Origin of the sequence: Cnuella takakiae, from assembly GCF_001953305.1 — a bacterium.
GTDB lineage: Bacteria > Bacteroidota > Bacteroidia > Chitinophagales > Chitinophagaceae > Flavisolibacter > Flavisolibacter takakiae.
Genome location: NZ_MTFE01000010.1, coordinates 589,536 through 606,352, shown reverse-complemented (window position 1 = coordinate 606,352; position 16,817 = coordinate 589,536). Strand labels below are relative to the sequence as shown.

Here is a 16,817-nt window from a genome sequence, read left to right as displayed (position 1 = left end):
GGCAAAAGGCCCGCAAACGCAGGCCTTTGAACTATAAACTTTAAACTAAAAACTTTCTACTCAGATCAATCCCGCCTGCTCACTGATCTCCAGCATCCGGTCCAGGCTTTTCTTGGCCTGCAGGCGCAATGCCTCATCCATCAGGATCTCGGGCTGCTCATACTGCATACACAGGTATACCTTTTCCAGGGTATTGCGTTTCATGTGCGGGCAGTCGTTGCACGCACAACTGTTATCGGGCGGTGCCGGTATAAAGGTTTTATCCGGCGCCTGCTTCATCATCTGGTGCAATATGCCGGCCTCTGTGGCCACGATAAACTCTTTATGGGGTGTTTGCTTGGTATACGCCAGTAACTGGGTTGTAGACCCCACAAAATCGCTTATACGCAGTATTGGATCCTCGCACTCGGGGTGCGAAATGAGTTTGGCGTTGGGATGACGTACCTGCAGCCTCGTTATTTTCTCCAGGCTGAAGATCTCGTGCACCATACAGGCGCCGTTCCACAACAGCATATCGCGGCCCGTTTCCTTGTTGATCCAGGCACCCAGGTTCTTGTCGGGTGCAAAAATGATTTTCTGGTCCCTGGGGAAGCTTTCCACGATGGCCTTGGCATTGCTCGAAGTGCAGATCACATCGGTAAGCGCCTTGATGCCGGCGCTGCAGTTGATATATGATATCACGATGTGGTCGGGATGCTGCTCCCGGAATTTCTTAAACAATGGCGGTGGGCAGCTCTCAGAGAGCGAGCAGCCGGCTTTGAAGTCGGGGATGACCACTTTCTTGGTTGGGTTGAGGATCTTGGCTGTTTCGGCCATAAAATGCACCCCGGCAAACACAATCATGTCGGCATCGGTTTGCGCAGCCTTCTGGGCCAGCCCCAGGCTGTCGCCAATATAATCGGCAATGTCCTGGATGTCGGGCTCCTGGTAGAGGTGCGCCAGGATGATGGCGTTCTTTTCTTTTTTCAGGCGCTCGATTTCCGCAAACAGGTCCAGGCTCGGGTCGATGTCGAGATCGAGGAAACCTTTCTCTTCTACCTCGTTTTTCTGCGCTATCAACATTTCCTTATCCATCTAATAATTTATAGTATTTATAATTTTTAAATAAAAGCCTATTACTATTAGGGCTGTGGATTCGTGGATATCGCAAATCCAGTTTTATAAGCGGTGCAAATATGATGCACTTATCCACGCTTACTAACAGTTTGTACACAACAAAGGTATCGATCAGGCCCTCAATCGCTGCATAATCCACACAAATGTGGATTACAGGATGGGTACAACTAAAAGTTAAATAAGGATTTCTCTACTTGTGAATAGCGGTGGGATAAGTTGGGAGTTGTGTACACGGTTCGGAGCCGGCAGGAGGTTCGGAAAACTTACCTCCCGATAGTGCACACCTGCTTTCCCACTATTCACCCCTGTTATCCACATTTTGCAGGCACAATTAACAGGCAAAGTGGATTTTGTAAAGCTCTGCAGTAGTAATTTCCCATCCTGGTAGGTTTGGGCACAATGGGCGGGCTTGTCATACCCCTAAAAAAGGAGATATCAACAACCTGTGGATTCTGAAACCCCTTATTTTATGCGGGTTTCAGGGGTTTTCCCCAATTTGTTGATAACCCTATTTCCCCTAAATTTGCCAACCTTACAAATACCAGAGTATAATATTATGTCGGTAATTCAGCAGATTCGGGATAAATATGCCCGTTGGGCCGTAGTGGCCATCGCCCTTTCTTTGCTTGGCTTTATCTTGATGGACGCCTTCGCCGGCCGCACCAGCGTATTTGGTGGTAACAATACCACCCTGGGCAGCATCAATGGTAAGAAGATCGATGTACAGGATTTTGAGCAGCGTGTTAAAGCCCAGGAAACCGTAGCCCAGCAACAGGGTTATAATATGGGTGATGAAAGCCGCCAGCAGATCATCCAGTCGGTATGGAACGGTGAAATTGAGCGCAACCTGCTGCAAAGCGAGATCGACAAGCTGGGTCTGGCCATCGGCAGCCGCGAAATCAACGATATCCTGTTTGGCGCCAACCCGCCCCAGGACATCAAGCAGGGTTTTACCGATCCCCAAACCGGTGCCTTCAATACCGCCGCCGCCCAGCAGTATTTTGCACAGCTGCGCAAAAGCGGTACCCCCGAACAAAAAGCCCAGATGAACGAATACCTGGAGAACCTGGAACTCCAGCGTTTGTCGGAGAAATACACTTCCCTGCTGTCCAACACTTCCTACTACGCCAAGTGGTTTGTAGAAAAGCAGAACGTGGACAATAGCCTGATGGCGAACGTATCTTATGTAATGGTACCTTATGCTACCATTTCGGACAGCGCCGTTAAAGTAAGCGATGCCGATATCCAGGCTTATATCAACGATCACAAAGAAGACTTCAAGCAGGAAGAAGAATCCCGCTCCATTAATTATGTAACCTTCAACGCATCGCCTTCGGGTGCCGACAGCGTTGCCGTGCTCAACCAGGTTGCCGGTCTGAAAGCTGCTTTTGCCGGTTCTACCGATGCACAGCAGTTCCTCACCCAGCAGGGTTCTACCCTTCCTTATTTTGATGGTTACCTGGGTGCTTCCAAAATCCAGATCCCCGTTAAGGATTCCATCTTCGCCCTGCCCAATGGTGGTGTGTATGGTCCTTACCAGGATAACAACTCTTTTGTACTGGCCAAGAAGCTGGATGCCAAAGTGCTCCCCGACTCTGCCAAAGTGCGCCACATCCTGGTGGGTGTTGCCGGTCAGCAGAACCCCGCAGGCCTGAGCGACAGCGCCGCCCGTAAGCGCATCGATTCTATTGCTCTTGCCATCAAGAATGGTGCTTCCTTCGACTCGCTGGCCAAGAAGTTCAGCGACGACCCCGGCAGCAAAGACAAAGGTGGTGTGTACGATTATTTCCCCCAGGGACAGATGGTACCCCAGTTCAATGCCTTTGCTTTTGAAAAGCCCGTTGGCAGCCGCGACGTGGTGAAGACCGACTTTGGTTACCACCTGATTGAGGTGCTGGGTCAGAAAGGCAACGAGATGCATTATAAGATCGCTTACCTGGGCAAGGAAATCGTACCCAGCCAGGAAACCGATAATGCTGCTGCCAATGCTGCCAACCAGTTTGCCGGCGACAGCCGCAGCCTGGAAGCATTCAATTCCAACTACGATAAGAACCTGCGCCCTAAAGGATATAACCGCCTGCTGGCCGCCGATATCAAACCCAACGACTTTGCAGTTGCCGGTATTGGTAACAGCCGCTCTTTTGTAAAAGCTGTTTACAGCGCCGGCAAAGGTGATGTGCTGGAACCCCAGCGTGTAGGCGACAACTACATCGTAGCTGTTGTAACCAGTATTGAAGAAGCCGGCCTGGCAAGTGTTGCCAAAGCCCGCGAAATTGTTGAGCCCATCCTGCGCAATAAAAAGAAGGCGGAGCAAATCGTTGCCAAACTGGGCAAGATATCTACCCTCGAAGCAGTATCAGCTGCCGCCGGTCAGCCCATCCAGGTTGCCGACAGCCTTACCTTCAATGGTGCCCGCAACCCTAACCTGGGTTATGAGTACAAGGTGGTAGGTGCTGCCTTCAATCCTGCCAACAAAGGCAAGGTTGTTCCGGAAGCCCTCGACGGCCAGGCTGGTGTATATGTGCTGAAAGTAAACAACGTGAGCGCCATCGCCCAGGGCAATATCGACGTAGCATCGCAGCGCCAGATGCTGGAAATGCAGGCCCGCCAGCAGATGATGTACCGCTCGCCGCTGCAGGCACTGCGCAAAAGCGCTGATATCAAAGATGACCGGGCTAAGTTTTATTAACCCCCTGTCCCCCTAAAGGGGGAACTTAGGTCGGACAACCTGATAAAAAACAACGCCACCCTATTTGGGGTGGCGTTGTTTTTTAGTGAAATGAAACCATCGATATTTAGGTTCTTGTATTCAATTGTAAACTTCAAAACTAAGTTCCCCCCTTTAGGGGGACAGGGAATATGAAAATTACATTCTTCTCAACACAGCCTTACGATAAACAGTTCTTCATCGAACACAACAAGCATTTCCATTACGAGCTGGAGTTTTTTGAAATGCCCCTGAATGCACAAACTGTTAGCCTGGTGCAGGATGCTACGGTGATCTGTGTTTTTGTAAACGATAAAGTGGATGCCGCAATCCTGGCACAACTAAAGGAAAAGGGCGTAGAGATCATCGCCCTGCGTTGCGCCGGTTTCAACAACGTGGACCTGCAGGCAGCCGATAGCTTGGCCATCCAGGTGTGCCGGGTACCTGCCTACTCACCCGAGGCAGTGGCCGAACACGCCATGGCCATGATCCTTACGCTCAACCGCAAGGTGCATAAGGCTTACAACCGGGTGCGGGAGCAAAATTTTTCGCTCCAGGGCTTAATGGGTTTCGACCTTTATGGAAAAACAGTAGGCGTGATCGGTACCGGCAAAATAGGTAAGGCATTGTGCCGCATCCTGCTTGGCTTTGGCTGCAATGTGCTGGGTTTCGACCTTTTTGTAGATAGAGAGCTGGAAGCTGCAGGGGTGCAATACTTGCCCCTGATCGAACTGTTACAACAGGCGGATATCATTTCACTGCATTCGCCCCTGAACGACCAGACCCGTCATATGATCAACAGCCAGACCTTGAAACTGATGAAGAAAGGCGTGATGATCATTAATACCAGCCGTGGCGCCCTCATCGATACCCGTGCGGTGATTGAGGCTTTGAAGACCTGCCAGGTTGGTTACCTCGGTATTGATGTGTACGAACAGGAAGAAAAACTCTTTTTCCACGACCACTCCGAAGACATCATTGAAGATGACATCATCCAAAGGCTGATGGGTTTTCCCAATGTGCTGGTAACGGCACACCAGGCTTTCTTTACCCGCGAGGCCATGGACGAAATTGCGGAAACCACCTTGCATAATATTCATGCTATACTTGCGGGTGAAGCTGCCGAACTGCCCGGGAAGCTGGTATGAACAGTAAATAACTGTACGTTGTGACTATAACAACCTAGCATGTACGAAAGTGAAAAGATTAAGGATGCTGCAACAGCATCCTTTTTTATTTACTGAAAAATATTGTCGGTTCTTTTAAACCCTTGCTGTTGTTTTCCTTCTTTAGAAGCAATACCCTAAATACGAAAACATGAAAACAGCAAAACATTCTGTGCTCTTTTTGGCAGCATCTATCGTTACCACCTGCTCTTTTGCACAATCAATTATTGGTGTACAACATTCAGCCAATGCAGCTGTAAATGCATCGGTACGGGCAGCTGCCGCACAGTCGGCTACAAAGGCTGCGGCCAATGCCGCCACACGTGCTTCTGTGCAAGCGGCAGCCAATACCCGTGCAGCAGTAGGCAGTGCTGCAGGCAAGGCAGCAGAAATCAATGCCGCAACAATGGGTAGCACCAAAGCTGCTCTGGCAACAGGTTCCGGCACTGTGGCGTCCACTACAACCAGTGTGGGCAATGCTGCAAAGGCGAATGCAGGCATCAAAGCACAGGCTTCCGTACATGCATCAGAAAAAGCGCATACCCAGGGCAGTGAACAATCTGTTTCGTTGCGTACTGGTGCAACCAGCCAAACAAGTGCGGGTGTACAGGTTGATGAAAAGCCTGCTGCAGATGCAGCTGTAAAAACTGTAGCAACAGCACGCGAAGAGCTGGGTACAACCGCAACAACTACCCAGGAAACAAAAGCGAAGATGGAATCAAGGGTTGGAGCCGATGTGGATAAGGCAGCCCGTGCAGGTGCTGCAACAAAAAACAATATCCGCAGCAAGGCGCAGGGCTCCGTACATGCTGCTGAACAGGCCAGGCAGCATGCCAATGAAAACAGTGCCGTGCTGCAAGCCAATACTGAAGCCACCACTACTCAGAAGATCAAAGCTGATAAGCAAAGCCTGGATGCATCTGGTGCTGCAAAAGTTTCAGGCAAAGCATCTGTTGGCAAGCAGTAATAGATTGTACCCTTGAAAACAAACATCCCATTCTGTAAAGGAGTGGGATGTTTTATAAAGATCCCTACCCATGCGTATACTCCTTACCCTCTCGATGGTGCTTGTATGTTTATTGGGCAATGCCCAACAGGATAGCACCACCGCACCCAAGGTGCAGTTTAAAATAGGACTCAACTACAACAGCAAACTTCATTATTACGGCCGTACCGACAGCCTGAGCAGCAGCGGTTATTTCCCGATGGCCGAACTATGGGTCAACAACAGTTTCTATGTAAATGCGGCACCCATCTTTGTACACAATGCATTTACCGGTACCGATTATGCCGGCTCGGTTACTACCCTTGGCTACCTCAAAGCAACACCCGGGCATATGGTGCACCTGTATGCGCTGAAACCTTTTTACACAGCTGAAAGCCGCCTGGTACAGTCGGCACTCAAAGCACAGGCAGGTGCTGCCCTCTCTCTTTTTTCCAAAGCGATCAATTTCAGCATGGGTGGCGATGTGAAGTACAGCAACCAGCTGGACTACGGTGCCACTGCAGGCATCGATCACCTGTTGCGTTTACAAAAGGGCAGCCACCTGGTGCTGGTTGATCCAACTTTTAGCCTTAATGCCGGTACCCAGAACTTCCTGCGTACTTACCGGCAGAAAAAGGCAGGCCTGCTTTTTCCACGGGAGGAAACCGTGACCGAAAAAGGACAGGTATTTCGCCTCCTGGCCTGGGAGGCATCCCTGCCGCTGGTCTACATCAAAGGGAAAATGCAGGTGCAGGCAACACCGGCCTACGTGGTGCCACTGAACCTGCAGCCTGCCCAGACGGGCATACCTGCGGAGTACGGAAAACCACTGTTGTACCTTACAGCGGGGGTAAAATACAGTTTATGACCATCGGGTGACGGGTTGTTTGGCATTGTTTCTGAATTCCTAACTTTTCCTTGCCTTAATTGTTGCTAATTTTGTAATGCTAAAACTTAGATTATGATCAAGACCGGCAACCCCGTTATCAGCATATACACCGAAATGACACCCAACCCGGAGACCATGAAGTTTGTGGCCAACAAACTCCTGTACCCCGGCAAGAGCATTGATTTCCCCGATGTGGAAAGCGCAGGCCCTTCGCCCCTGGCTACCGAGCTGTTTGGTTTTCCTTTCATCCGTGCGGTGTTCATCGCTTCCAATTTTGTTACCCTCACCAAGACACCTGAAACCAGCTGGGATGATGTGATTCCTTCCATCCGCCAGTTCCTGAAGGACTACCTGGAGGAAAACAAGGCCGTGATCAACGAGGAAGAACTGGCCCAGGTAAAACAGGAAAGCACCAACGAGGTGGCTGCCGATGACGACGACGTGGTAAAACGCGTAAAAGAACTGCTGGAGAACTACGTAAAGCCTGCCGTTGAGATGGACGGTGGCGCCATCCAGTTCAAAAGCTATAACGACGGTATCGTCAACCTGATGCTCCAGGGCTCCTGCTCGGGCTGCCCCTCCAGCATGATCACGCTGAAAGCTGGTATCGAAGGCATGATGAAGCGGATGATTCCTGAAGTGAAAGAAGTAGTAGCCGAAGCCGAGTAATACTGGTGATGTGCAGGTTCAATAAAGGATTTATAGGAAGGCTCCACAATAGTGGGGCCTTCGTCTTTAGGAAATGAAATGTTTGCAATAGGAACTGTCATGCCGAACTTGTTTCGGCATCTCCTTGGGATCAGGAGTCTACGGTTACAGAAGATGGCAGCATACATCGGCATATCAAAGCCTTGCAGCATTCGTTGTATTTTCTTAAAGGCGGCCATTTGTTCTTATAAATCCTTTTTAAATCCTGCACATCACCGGTTCCTATCTTTGGCACCATGTCTTTACCACAGGTATGGGAGCAACTGCTCACGGGTTTGCAACAAACTACAGCGCTGGAGTACATAGCGGTGGTGATGGGTATCGTGAGTGTATATTTCTCCCGGAAGGAAAATATTTGGGTATACCCTACCGGCCTGATCAATACCATTATCTATGTATACCTATCATTCAAGTACCACCTCATTGGGGAAGCGACTGTCAACTTTTACTATACGGTAATGAGCATTTACGGCTGGGTGCTGTGGGCCCGCCGCAACGATCAGCACCAACACGTGCTGCACATTTCTTTTTCCAACCGGAAGGAGTGGATCCAACAGCTGCTCTTTTGTGCTGTTTTGTACCTGGTTGTTTTCTTTTCGCTGCAGTACCTTAAAGAAGTATTCTACCCGGGAGCTATCCCGGCTGCCGATGCTTTTGCATCGGCAACAGCCTTTACCGGCATGTGGCTGATGGCCCGCAAAAAGGTGGAAAGCTGGTGGTGGTGGATCGCTACCGATGTGGCATCGGTACCTTTGTATTTTGTAAAAGGGCTGGTGTTCACTTCTTTTTTCTACGTGGTTCTTTCCATCATGGCAGTATCGGGTTTGCTGGAGTGGCGCAGAAAAGCGAAGGCCAATGTGCTGATTAGCTAATGAGCCATTGTGAAAATGTGCTAAGTGGGTAGATCAGCAGATAATTACAATCAGGGTACTCGGTTCAAGCAGCTACTACTTACCGGCTGCTATTAGCACGTTAGCATATTGGCTCATTAGCTAATTTGAGGATTTTACCCTGTTCTTTCAAAAAGAACTTACCTGCGCTTCATACAAATCATTCTAAAATCATAGCCCTCTGCGGTTCTATCTTCGCAGTTCTGTTATGCAAAAGATCGTAGTACTGGGACCCGAATCAACAGGCAAGAGCACGTTGTGCGCACAACTGGCGGCGCACTACAACACCTTGTGGGTACCCGAGTTTGCAAGGGATTACCTGTTGGAAAACGGAACCGATTATACTTATGATGACCTGTTGCACATTGCCAAAGGCCAGCAGCAATTGGAAGATGAATATGCTACCCGCCTGCAACAGCAATACCCAATACCTAATGCCCAATCACCAATCACCAGTCACCAATCACTAATTCCCCAACGCCTCATCATCGACACCAATCAATATGTGATGAAAGTGTGGTGTGAAGTAGTGTTTGGCAATTGCCATAGTTGGATATTGAACCAGGCAGCCACCGCGCAATACGACCTGTACCTGCTTTGCAATGTAGACCTGCCCTGGGTGCAGGACGGACTGCGCGAATACCCCGACCTGGAAATGCGCCGCCGCCTGTTCCTGGAGTATAAAGACCTGGTGCTGAATGACGGCACACCCTGGGCTTTCATTTCAGGCAACGGCGAAGAGCGATTGCAAGCTGCCATCAACGCAATCCATCAATTGAACCTTCAACATAAAAAATGAACCCTACCCTCAACCGGAACCACCGTCTTATCTTCTACAGTGCCTGGCTGCTCATCGGCCTGTTGCAGGCAGCGCTTACGCCGCTGCAGGATGACGAAGCTTATTACTGGACATTCTCCCGCTTCCTGGATTGGGGTTATTTCGATCACCCGCCCATGACGGCATTGCTGATCAAGCTGGGATATGGCTTGTTTCAGAATGAACTGGGGGTTCGGCTCCTGATTGTATTACTGAGCACAGGTACCGTTTACCTCTGCGAGCTGCTCACGGAAAGAAGGAACCCTTTTCTTTTTTACACTATTTGTGGCGTACTGGCAGTATTGCAGCTTTCGGGATTTATGGCCGTACCCGATCTGCCCTTGTTGTTTTTTACTGCCTTGTTCTTTTATGTGTACCGAAAGTTTGTAAACAACGCTTCGCTACTGAATACCGTACTGCTGGCGCTGGTAACAGCTGCACTGCTCTATAGCAAATACCACGCGGTGCTGATCATCTTCTTTACCCTAATTTCAAATTTCAAACTCTTTACCCGCTGGCAAACATATGCAGCCGGCCTGCTGGCACTGGCCTTGTTTGTACCACACCTTTGGTGGCAGTACCAGCACGACTGGATCTCATTCCGCTACCACCTGTTCGAAAGCAATGTCAACCCTTACAAGATTAGCTATACCACCGATTATATATTGGGACAGTTGCTGATAACAGGGCCGCTTGCTGGTTTTATTTTGTTACCTATACTGTTTCGGTACACAACAAAAAACCTTACGGAAAAGGCAATGAAGTTTACCGGCATCGGTGTACTGGTGTTCTTTTTCCTCAGCACCTTCAAAGGCCGGGTGGAAGCCAACTGGACCGCGCCGATGGTAGTGCCCATTTTGGTACTCAGCCACCAGCACCTGCTGGACCACGAAAAGCAAAAGCGCTGGATACGGAACCTGGTGGTGCCTACGCTCCTGCTGGTTTTGTTGATAAGAGTGGTGATGATCGTGGACATTGTACCGGCTGATGTGGTACGTGGCCGTTTTCACAATTACCATCAATGGCCTGCACAGCTGCGTGAAAAAACAAAGGGCCTGCCCGTGGCACTTTCTTCTTCTTATCAAAAAGCATCGCAGTACTGGTTTTACTCGGGTGTGCCCACCCTATCGGTTAACCAGTATACCAGCCGCCGCAGCAATTACAACTTCTGGCCTTTGGAAGATTCGATGCTGGGCAAGCCCGCTGTGTTGTTTGTAGACCAGCAGCAGGCGCAGGACTCAATTACTACACCTGATGGCATGTTATATTATGCCACCGACAGCAGCTTCAACAGCTTTGGAAAAGTGCGTTTTGAAACGGAAGAAAAGAAGTACAAAATTGCTTTTGAGCAATCAATGATCTGTAAAGTGAAGGCTTACTTTCCACCACAGTATGCGCAGTATCTGCAACAGCATCCCAAAGTAGATGCAGCCGTGAAAGTAGGTGTATTTGATGGCCGCAACCTGCTGTTTGATATTCCGCTTACACAAAGTTTAAGGCAGTGGCTGCAACAACCCGAACATTCTGTAATGCTGCCACTCAACCTGCCCAAAGGCAAGTACTTCCTCCGCTTTGCCGTAGCATCCGAAGCGGGCTGGTTTACCCACAACAGCAGCAAGATTGATGTGGTGGTGGAATGACGGAGGTGAATGGGAAATGGACAATGGTGAATGGGCAATCGTGAAACGTGAAACGGCAAACGTGAATGAGAAAGGCTATCCATATTTGGGTAGCCTTTCTTGTGATCAATCAATTTGAATTAGGCCATTCACCATTGCCCATTCACGTTTCACGTTTGCCGTTTCACGCTCCTCACTGCAACAGCTTCTGTATCTCCTCATCGCCATCCAAATTATTCATCTGGCGCTGCACCCAACCGGTGCGTTTGGAAACATAGGAGGATAAAGGCTTGACGGTATACTTTTTTGGATTGGGCAGGCAGGCCGCGATCATGGCTGCTTCGCGGCGGGTAAGTTTGGAAGCAGGCTTGTTGAAATAGTTTTGTGCCGCTGCTTCGGCACCGTAGATGCCGGGGCCCATCTCAATTACATTCACATACATTTCCAGTATGCGTTCTTTGCCCCAGATCCATTCAATCATCTTGGTGAAATAAACCTCCAGGCCTTTGCGCACCCAGCTGCGGCCCTGCCACAGAAATACGTTCTTGGCCGTTTGCTGGCTGATGGTGGAAGCGCCGCGTACCTTCTGCGGCTTCTTGTCGTTGTGCTTGATGGCGCGGTCAATGCTTTTCCAGTCGAAACCGCCATGGTCGGGAAATACCTGGTCTTCGCTGGCCATTACCGCCAGTTTTATATTGGGCGACAGTTCATCGCCGCTTACATAATCGCGTTTGAGGCCATCACCACTAATAAGGCTGCCCAGTTGCGTAAGCGTAATGGGTGGGTTCACCCACTTGAGCGCAACGATGTACAGGAGTTGTGCAATAAACAGGAAGAGTACCACACGTTTTACCCATCCCTTAAAACCCACGGTTTTCTTCGAACTGCCTTTGGCAGTACTCACTTTCTTTTGCTTTGCCATTTACGCCGGCAATTTATCACTGTAAAACAATAAACCCCACAATAATGCAATACCAAATCCAATCAGGATGATGCCGTTGAGGCGGTTGATGAGGTGTATGTTCTTGGCGGTGAGCCTGCGGCGCAGTTTGCCTGCCAGCACCACCTTCAGTACATCGCCTGCAAACACCAGTGCCAATGCAATGCCGAAGATGATCAGCCGCTGCTCCGAGGTGTTGGCAATAAAGGCTGTGGCGGTGGAAAGCCAAAACAGGATGACCGCCGGGTTGAGGATATTCATGAAATACCCCGCCAGGAAAAGTTTGAGGTAATCGCGTTTGCGCACCTTGAGTATCTGCTTGCCTTCCTCGTTGACGGCTACTTTTTTGAAAAACAAAAAATAAACACCAACAGTAATGAGGAATACACTGCCTCCGATGCCGATGTACTTGCGGTACTCGGTAAGCTGGCTAAACAGCTCGGTGAAGAAATTGGCCGCAACGGCCAGCGATATATCGGAAAAAGACACACCGATGATAAATGCAAAGCCGCCTTTGATACCGTTGTTGATGCTTTGCTTCAGGATGGAAAAGATCACCGGCCCAACGGAGATCGACAACAACAGGCCCAGTAGTATTCCTTTCCAGATAGCTTCCAACATAATCGAAGTACGAAGTACAAAGTTTGAAGTACGAAGTGCGAAGTATGAACTACGAAGTTAAGGCAAGTAGATAAGTAGCAGGGCAAGTAGAAACAAAGGAGTAAGGCTATTGCACAAGGCACTCGGTTTTACTATTTTGATAAAAACAATATGTATACTACCAGTCTTTTGCAGCGTACTTTTCAATTTGCTGTAGCTGTTGCCAAAGCCATGCAGCTTTTGCAGCATGATATCATAAATAAAGTTTTCATACATCAATTGGTTAAAGCTTCCTCTTCGGTTGGTGCCAATTACAGGGCTACACAAAGGGCCAAATCAACCAACGACTTCCTCAACAAACTTAAAATTGTTGAAGAAGAAGCGGACAAATGCATCTTCTTTCTTGATTTGATACAGGAGCTGAACCCTGCTCATGCATCTTTATTGCAACCACTTAAACAGGAAGCAACAGAAATATTAAAGATGATCGTTACTGCCATAAATAAAATAAGACAGCAGAAAAAGTAACACTTTGATGAAGCCTGGTATAAAAAATAGGTTACAAAGGAATGTGGTACAGCGGTAATTCAGCTACTTCGTACTTCGTACTTCCCACTTTTCACTTCGTACTTAAAAACTCTTTCCAGTCCTGCAGCATCTTTCCCTTCAGCACCCTTGGAAACTTATGCTGCGAGCCCAGTTTGCCTTTTTGCTCCATGAATTTCAGGAACACTTCTTCGGGCAGCTTTTCCAGGAACACTTCTTTCAAAGCGCTGGTGCGCTCCACGGCATAGTCGTCGTTCAGTTCGCAGAGATGCTGGTCGATGCGCTGGCGCAGGGCTTCTTCATCCACCACATCGTTGCAGGCAATAAACCATTTGTGTGCAAACAGGTTTTCGTACGGAAAGCCTACCACCGTGAATTCAGGAATAGAGATATTGAACTCCTCGCTCGCCAGTTGAATGGCGCGGTTCATGTTTTCCACGCTTAGGTGTTCGCCCACCAGGCTCAGGAAGTGTTTGGTGCGACCGGTGATCACCACTTCGTGGTGTTCCAGGTCTACAAAGCGCAGGGTGTCGCCAATGAGGTAACGCCAGGTGCCGGCATTGGTGCTCATCAACAGGGCATACTCCTTACCCAGCTCCACTTCATGAATCATGAGGGCTTCGGGGTTTTCCACCATCTTGCCATCGGCATCGAAGTTCTTGTCGTTGAACGGCACAAACTCCATGAAGATATTATTGTCCAGTACCAGCTTCATGCCCTTGGCGCCTTCACGTGCCTTGTAGCCGATAAAGCCTTCACTCGACAGGTAGTTTTCGATATATACAATGGGCTTGGCCAGCAGTTTTTCAAAACCTTTTTTATAAGGCTCAAAGGCCACACCGCCGTGCACAAAGAACCCCAGGTTGGGCCATATATCGTGAATGGTGTTCACCTTGTAATGTGCCACGATCATCTCCATGAGCATCTGGCACCAGGCGGGCACGCCTACAATATAGCCGATGTCCCATTCAGGCGCTTTCTCCACAATCTCGTTCAGCTTTTGGTTCCAGTCTTTGATGGCGGCAATACGGCCGCCGGGTTTGTAAAAGGTCTGGAACCAGAACGGCTTGTTTTTCATCAGGATGCCGCTCAGGTCGCCGGCATACCAGCCGGCCTTGCCTTTTTGCAGGTCGGTGGCGCCACCCAGCATCATAAAGCCCTTGGTAACGGCATTGCGGGGCAGGTGCTCGTAACTAAGCAGGCTCACCAGCTGCCGCAGGTAGTTGATGCGGTTGCTGCGCAAAATATCGCGGGTAACAGGAATGTATTTGGAGGCTGATTCGGAAGTACCCGACGACAAAGCGTAATACTTGATCTTGCCAGGCCAGGTAACATCAGGCGTGCCGTCGAGTGTTTTCTTCCACCACTCCTCGTATATCTTATTGTAATCGTGCACCGGCACCATTTCCTGGAAAGCCTTGCCTGCATGGCGGCTCATCAGGATTTCGTCGAAGCGGTAACGCTGCCCAAACTCGGTAAAGCGTGCTTTTTTCAGCAGCTTTTTCAACACACGCAACTGCTGTCGCCTCGGATCATTATCGGGCAAGCGCAATGCAGTGGCAATCCGTTTCGGAATTTTGATATCTAAAATACTTGCCATGCACTCTTCAGGTTAAAGCTTCAAATATAAAGGTAAGCACCATACAGCCGCAAAATGGAAGCCAGCCTGTCAATTAACAATGCCGAAAGGCGTAGATGAAGGGTTGGCGGTTGGTTGCAAAGGCCAAACCAAACCGTTTTGCTGCGCCCTTGCACTACCTATTAATGCCGTACTTCCGGGCTGGTAAAAAAGGTATGGCCTGCCCGCGGGTTGGGTTTGTATCCATTGCATGTACTGCTGCAGCGTGAGGCAACAGGTACTCAACACAAGCAGCTGCCCCGGTGCCAGCATCCTTGCTTCGGCAAGTTGCCCCAGCCTGATAACGGCAATCCCTTGTTGTTGGTATGTGCCGGCAATGATTGCAAAACTGTTTGCATGGGCATAAACAGCAATGGGCAAATCCGTTGATGGTTGCCGTGCACATCTTTTACGGACCACCACACCTGCAGCAAGCAATGCTGCGGCCCTGCACCAGATGGCCGAACGAAGTAAAACGGCATTCAAGCCATGATAATGTTTGCGTACAAAAACATCCATGGCCCTGTAAAAGGTATGCACATGGCGGGCTGTGTTGCGCCGGGTACTTTCGCCTTTGAAATGTATGATGGTGGTTCCGGCGAAATAGTAGTTGCGGTAACCTGCTTGCAAAATGCGGTAGCTAAGGTCAATGTCCTCGCCGTACATAAAAAAGGCATCATCAAAGCCGCCAACCTTTTCGTGCACTGCACGGGGCAATAGCATAAAGGCACCGGCCAGCACTTCCACGGCATGGCTCTGTTGCGGTGAAAGATGGCCCAGGTAATAACGGCCAAATACTCTGGAGTGTGGAAAACAACGGGCCAGTCCGCATAACTTAAATAAAGAAGTAAGCGCGGTGGGCAAACCCCTTTTGGATTCGGGCAGGTAGCGGCCGCTGCCATCGATCATGTGTACGCCCACGGCGCCTGCATCGGGTGTTGCTTGTATAAAATGCAACACCTGGTGTAAACTGTCTTCCGCCAGTAAAGTATCGGGGTTGAGGTATAATATATAATTGCCCGAAGCCTGCCGGCAACCCAGGTTGCAGGCTTTGGCAAAACCAAGGTTTGCGCCGGAAGCAATGAATTGTACTTCGGGAAAACGGGATGGCAGAAAAGAGCAGGTGTCATCATCCGAAGCATTGTCCACAACGATCACTTCTGTGGCTATGCCCTTAGCGGCACGCCGCACCGAAAGCAGGCATTGCTCCAGGAAATACCGCACATTGTACGATACAATAATGATGGACAGGGATACGGCCACGGCGCAAAGATGATGGTTAAAAATAAAGCGGGTTGTAGTTGAACATGCAGAATCACAGTGATTGTAGCTAAAGGAGTAAAACCAAAAATGCGGTGTACCTCCGTGCCGCCGTGGCTCCGTGGTTTTATGTTCTTTGCCGAACGTCAGAGCAGCAGCAGGTGCTATCTTTACGCATGCATAAAGAAACCCTGATCAAAGCCATTGAAGCCGGCGCCGCCGAGATGCGCCGCTATGATGATATTGCCTTCAGCATTGCCAACAAACCCGGGGGCCTCAACGACCTGGTAACCGAAGTGGACCATGCTTCGGAAAAAGCCATCATCGCCGTCATCAAAAGCCAGTTTCCCGACCATTATATTCTTACCGAAGAAGCCGGTGTGCTGGCACAGGACTCAGATTACAAATGGGTGATCGACCCCATCGACGGTACCATCAATTTTGCCCACCGCATTCCCATCTGCGCCGTATCCATCGGGCTGGAGTACAAAGGCGAACTGATCATGGGTGCCGTATTCAACCCTTACCTCAACGAACTATTTGTTGCCGAGAAAGGCAAGGGCGCCACGCTCAACGGGAAGCCCATTAGCGTAAGCACCAAAGTGGCTGTGGAAAATGCCTGCCTGGTCACCGGTTTTCCCTATACCTACCTCGACGAGCCCAACGGTCCCTTACAGGTATTTGAACGTTTTATCCGCAAGGGCGTGCCCGTACGCCGCCTGGGCTCGGCAGCCATCGACCTGTGCTGGGTGGCCTGCGGCCGCTTTGACGGTTTTTACGAACACAAACTCCAGCCCTGGGACAGTGCCGCCGGTGTGCTGATCGTTACCGAAGCAGGTGGCAAGGTTTCCAATATCCACGGCGAAGCTTTCTCTATTTACCAGCCCGGTATCATTGCTTCCAATGCCGTGATGCACGAGGAGCTGATAGAGTGGGTGGCGGGAAGGAGAAGTTAG

At 49.8% G+C, this 16,817-nt stretch carries 15 protein-coding genes; 10 read left to right on the top strand and 5 right to left on the bottom strand.

All coding sequences use genetic code 11. The features are described from left to right. Window positions 1–60 precede the first annotated feature (60 nt). Window positions 61–1,074 carry a quinolinate synthase NadA gene (gene nadA / locus BUE76_RS03000; RefSeq protein WP_073045268.1) on the bottom strand — a complete coding sequence of 338 codons (1,014 nt, stop codon included), beginning with the start codon at window positions 1,072–1,074 and terminating at the stop codon, window positions 61–63. 598 nt (window positions 1,075–1,672) lie between these two features. Here nadA and BUE76_RS02995 point away from each other — a divergent pair. From BUE76_RS02995 to BUE76_RS02960, 8 genes are all read left to right on the top strand, one after another. Beyond that, complete coding sequence (locus BUE76_RS02995; protein ID WP_073045266.1) at window positions 1,673–3,805, top strand: peptidylprolyl isomerase; 2,133 nt, start codon at window positions 1,673–1,675, stop codon at window positions 3,803–3,805. A 170-nt stretch (window positions 3,806–3,975) separates the two neighbouring features. Further along, window positions 3,976–4,971 (top strand): 2-hydroxyacid dehydrogenase, encoded by a 996-nt coding sequence (locus BUE76_RS02990; RefSeq protein ID WP_073045264.1) that lies wholly within the window; start codon window positions 3,976–3,978, stop codon window positions 4,969–4,971. A 169-nt stretch (window positions 4,972–5,140) separates the two neighbouring features. Next, window positions 5,141–5,956 carry a hypothetical protein gene (locus BUE76_RS02985; RefSeq protein WP_073045263.1) on the top strand — a complete coding sequence of 272 codons (816 nt, stop codon included), beginning with the start codon at window positions 5,141–5,143 and terminating at the stop codon, window positions 5,954–5,956. A 70-nt stretch (window positions 5,957–6,026) separates the two neighbouring features. After that, a complete protein-coding gene (locus tag BUE76_RS02980) occupies window positions 6,027–6,842 on the top strand; it encodes a hypothetical protein (protein WP_143157376.1) in 816 nt (271 codons plus the stop codon). Window positions 6,843–6,935: 93 nt separating this feature from the next. Further along, on the top strand, window positions 6,936–7,532 hold the full coding sequence (locus BUE76_RS02975) for a NifU family protein (protein WP_073045259.1): 597 nt from the start codon (window positions 6,936–6,938) through the stop codon (window positions 7,530–7,532). Between the two features lie 275 nt (window positions 7,533–7,807). Further along, on the top strand, window positions 7,808–8,443 hold the full coding sequence (gene pnuC, locus BUE76_RS02970) for a nicotinamide riboside transporter PnuC (protein ID WP_073045257.1): 636 nt from the start codon (window positions 7,808–7,810) through the stop codon (window positions 8,441–8,443). Window positions 8,444–8,669: 226 nt separating this feature from the next. After that, window positions 8,670–9,260, top strand: a complete 591-nt coding sequence (locus BUE76_RS02965) for an AAA family ATPase (RefSeq protein ID WP_073045255.1) — start codon at window positions 8,670–8,672, stop codon at window positions 9,258–9,260. Then, complete coding sequence (locus tag BUE76_RS02960; protein WP_073045254.1) at window positions 9,257–10,918, top strand: ArnT family glycosyltransferase; 1,662 nt, start codon at window positions 9,257–9,259, stop codon at window positions 10,916–10,918. The genes BUE76_RS02965 and BUE76_RS02960 overlap by 4 nt, the downstream gene beginning before the upstream one ends. A 172-nt stretch (window positions 10,919–11,090) precedes the next feature. Here the strand turns inward: BUE76_RS02960 and mtgA are convergent, their stop codons facing one another. Together mtgA and BUE76_RS02950 are read right to left on the bottom strand one after the other, a co-directional pair. Beyond that, complete coding sequence (gene mtgA / locus BUE76_RS02955; RefSeq protein WP_083596614.1) at window positions 11,091–11,819, bottom strand: monofunctional biosynthetic peptidoglycan transglycosylase; 729 nt, start codon at window positions 11,817–11,819, stop codon at window positions 11,091–11,093. Then, window positions 11,820–12,458, bottom strand: coding sequence for a LysE family translocator (locus BUE76_RS02950; protein ID WP_073045252.1), 639 nt, complete (start codon window positions 12,456–12,458; stop codon window positions 11,820–11,822). It lies immediately after the preceding gene. Between the two features lie 150 nt (window positions 12,459–12,608). On the opposite strand from BUE76_RS02950, the gene BUE76_RS02945 reads away from it, so the two are divergent. Then, window positions 12,609–12,965, top strand: a complete 357-nt coding sequence (locus tag BUE76_RS02945; protein WP_073045251.1) for a four helix bundle protein — start codon at window positions 12,609–12,611, stop codon at window positions 12,963–12,965. Between the two features lie 91 nt (window positions 12,966–13,056). On the opposite strand, the gene BUE76_RS02940 is transcribed toward BUE76_RS02945, so the two are convergent. Together BUE76_RS02940 and BUE76_RS02935 are read right to left on the bottom strand one after the other, a co-directional pair. Then, a complete protein-coding gene (locus tag BUE76_RS02940; protein WP_073045249.1) occupies window positions 13,057–14,583 on the bottom strand; it encodes a GH3 family domain-containing protein in 1,527 nt (508 codons plus the stop codon). A gap of 69 nt (window positions 14,584–14,652) precedes the next feature. Further along, window positions 14,653–15,864 (bottom strand): glycosyltransferase family 2 protein, encoded by a 1,212-nt coding sequence (locus tag BUE76_RS02935; protein ID WP_073045247.1) that lies wholly within the window; start codon window positions 15,862–15,864, stop codon window positions 14,653–14,655. A gap of 173 nt (window positions 15,865–16,037) precedes the next feature. Here BUE76_RS02935 and BUE76_RS02930 point away from each other — a divergent pair, with 173 nt between their 5' ends. Then, complete coding sequence (locus BUE76_RS02930) at window positions 16,038–16,817, top strand: inositol monophosphatase family protein (protein ID WP_073045246.1); 780 nt, start codon at window positions 16,038–16,040, stop codon at window positions 16,815–16,817.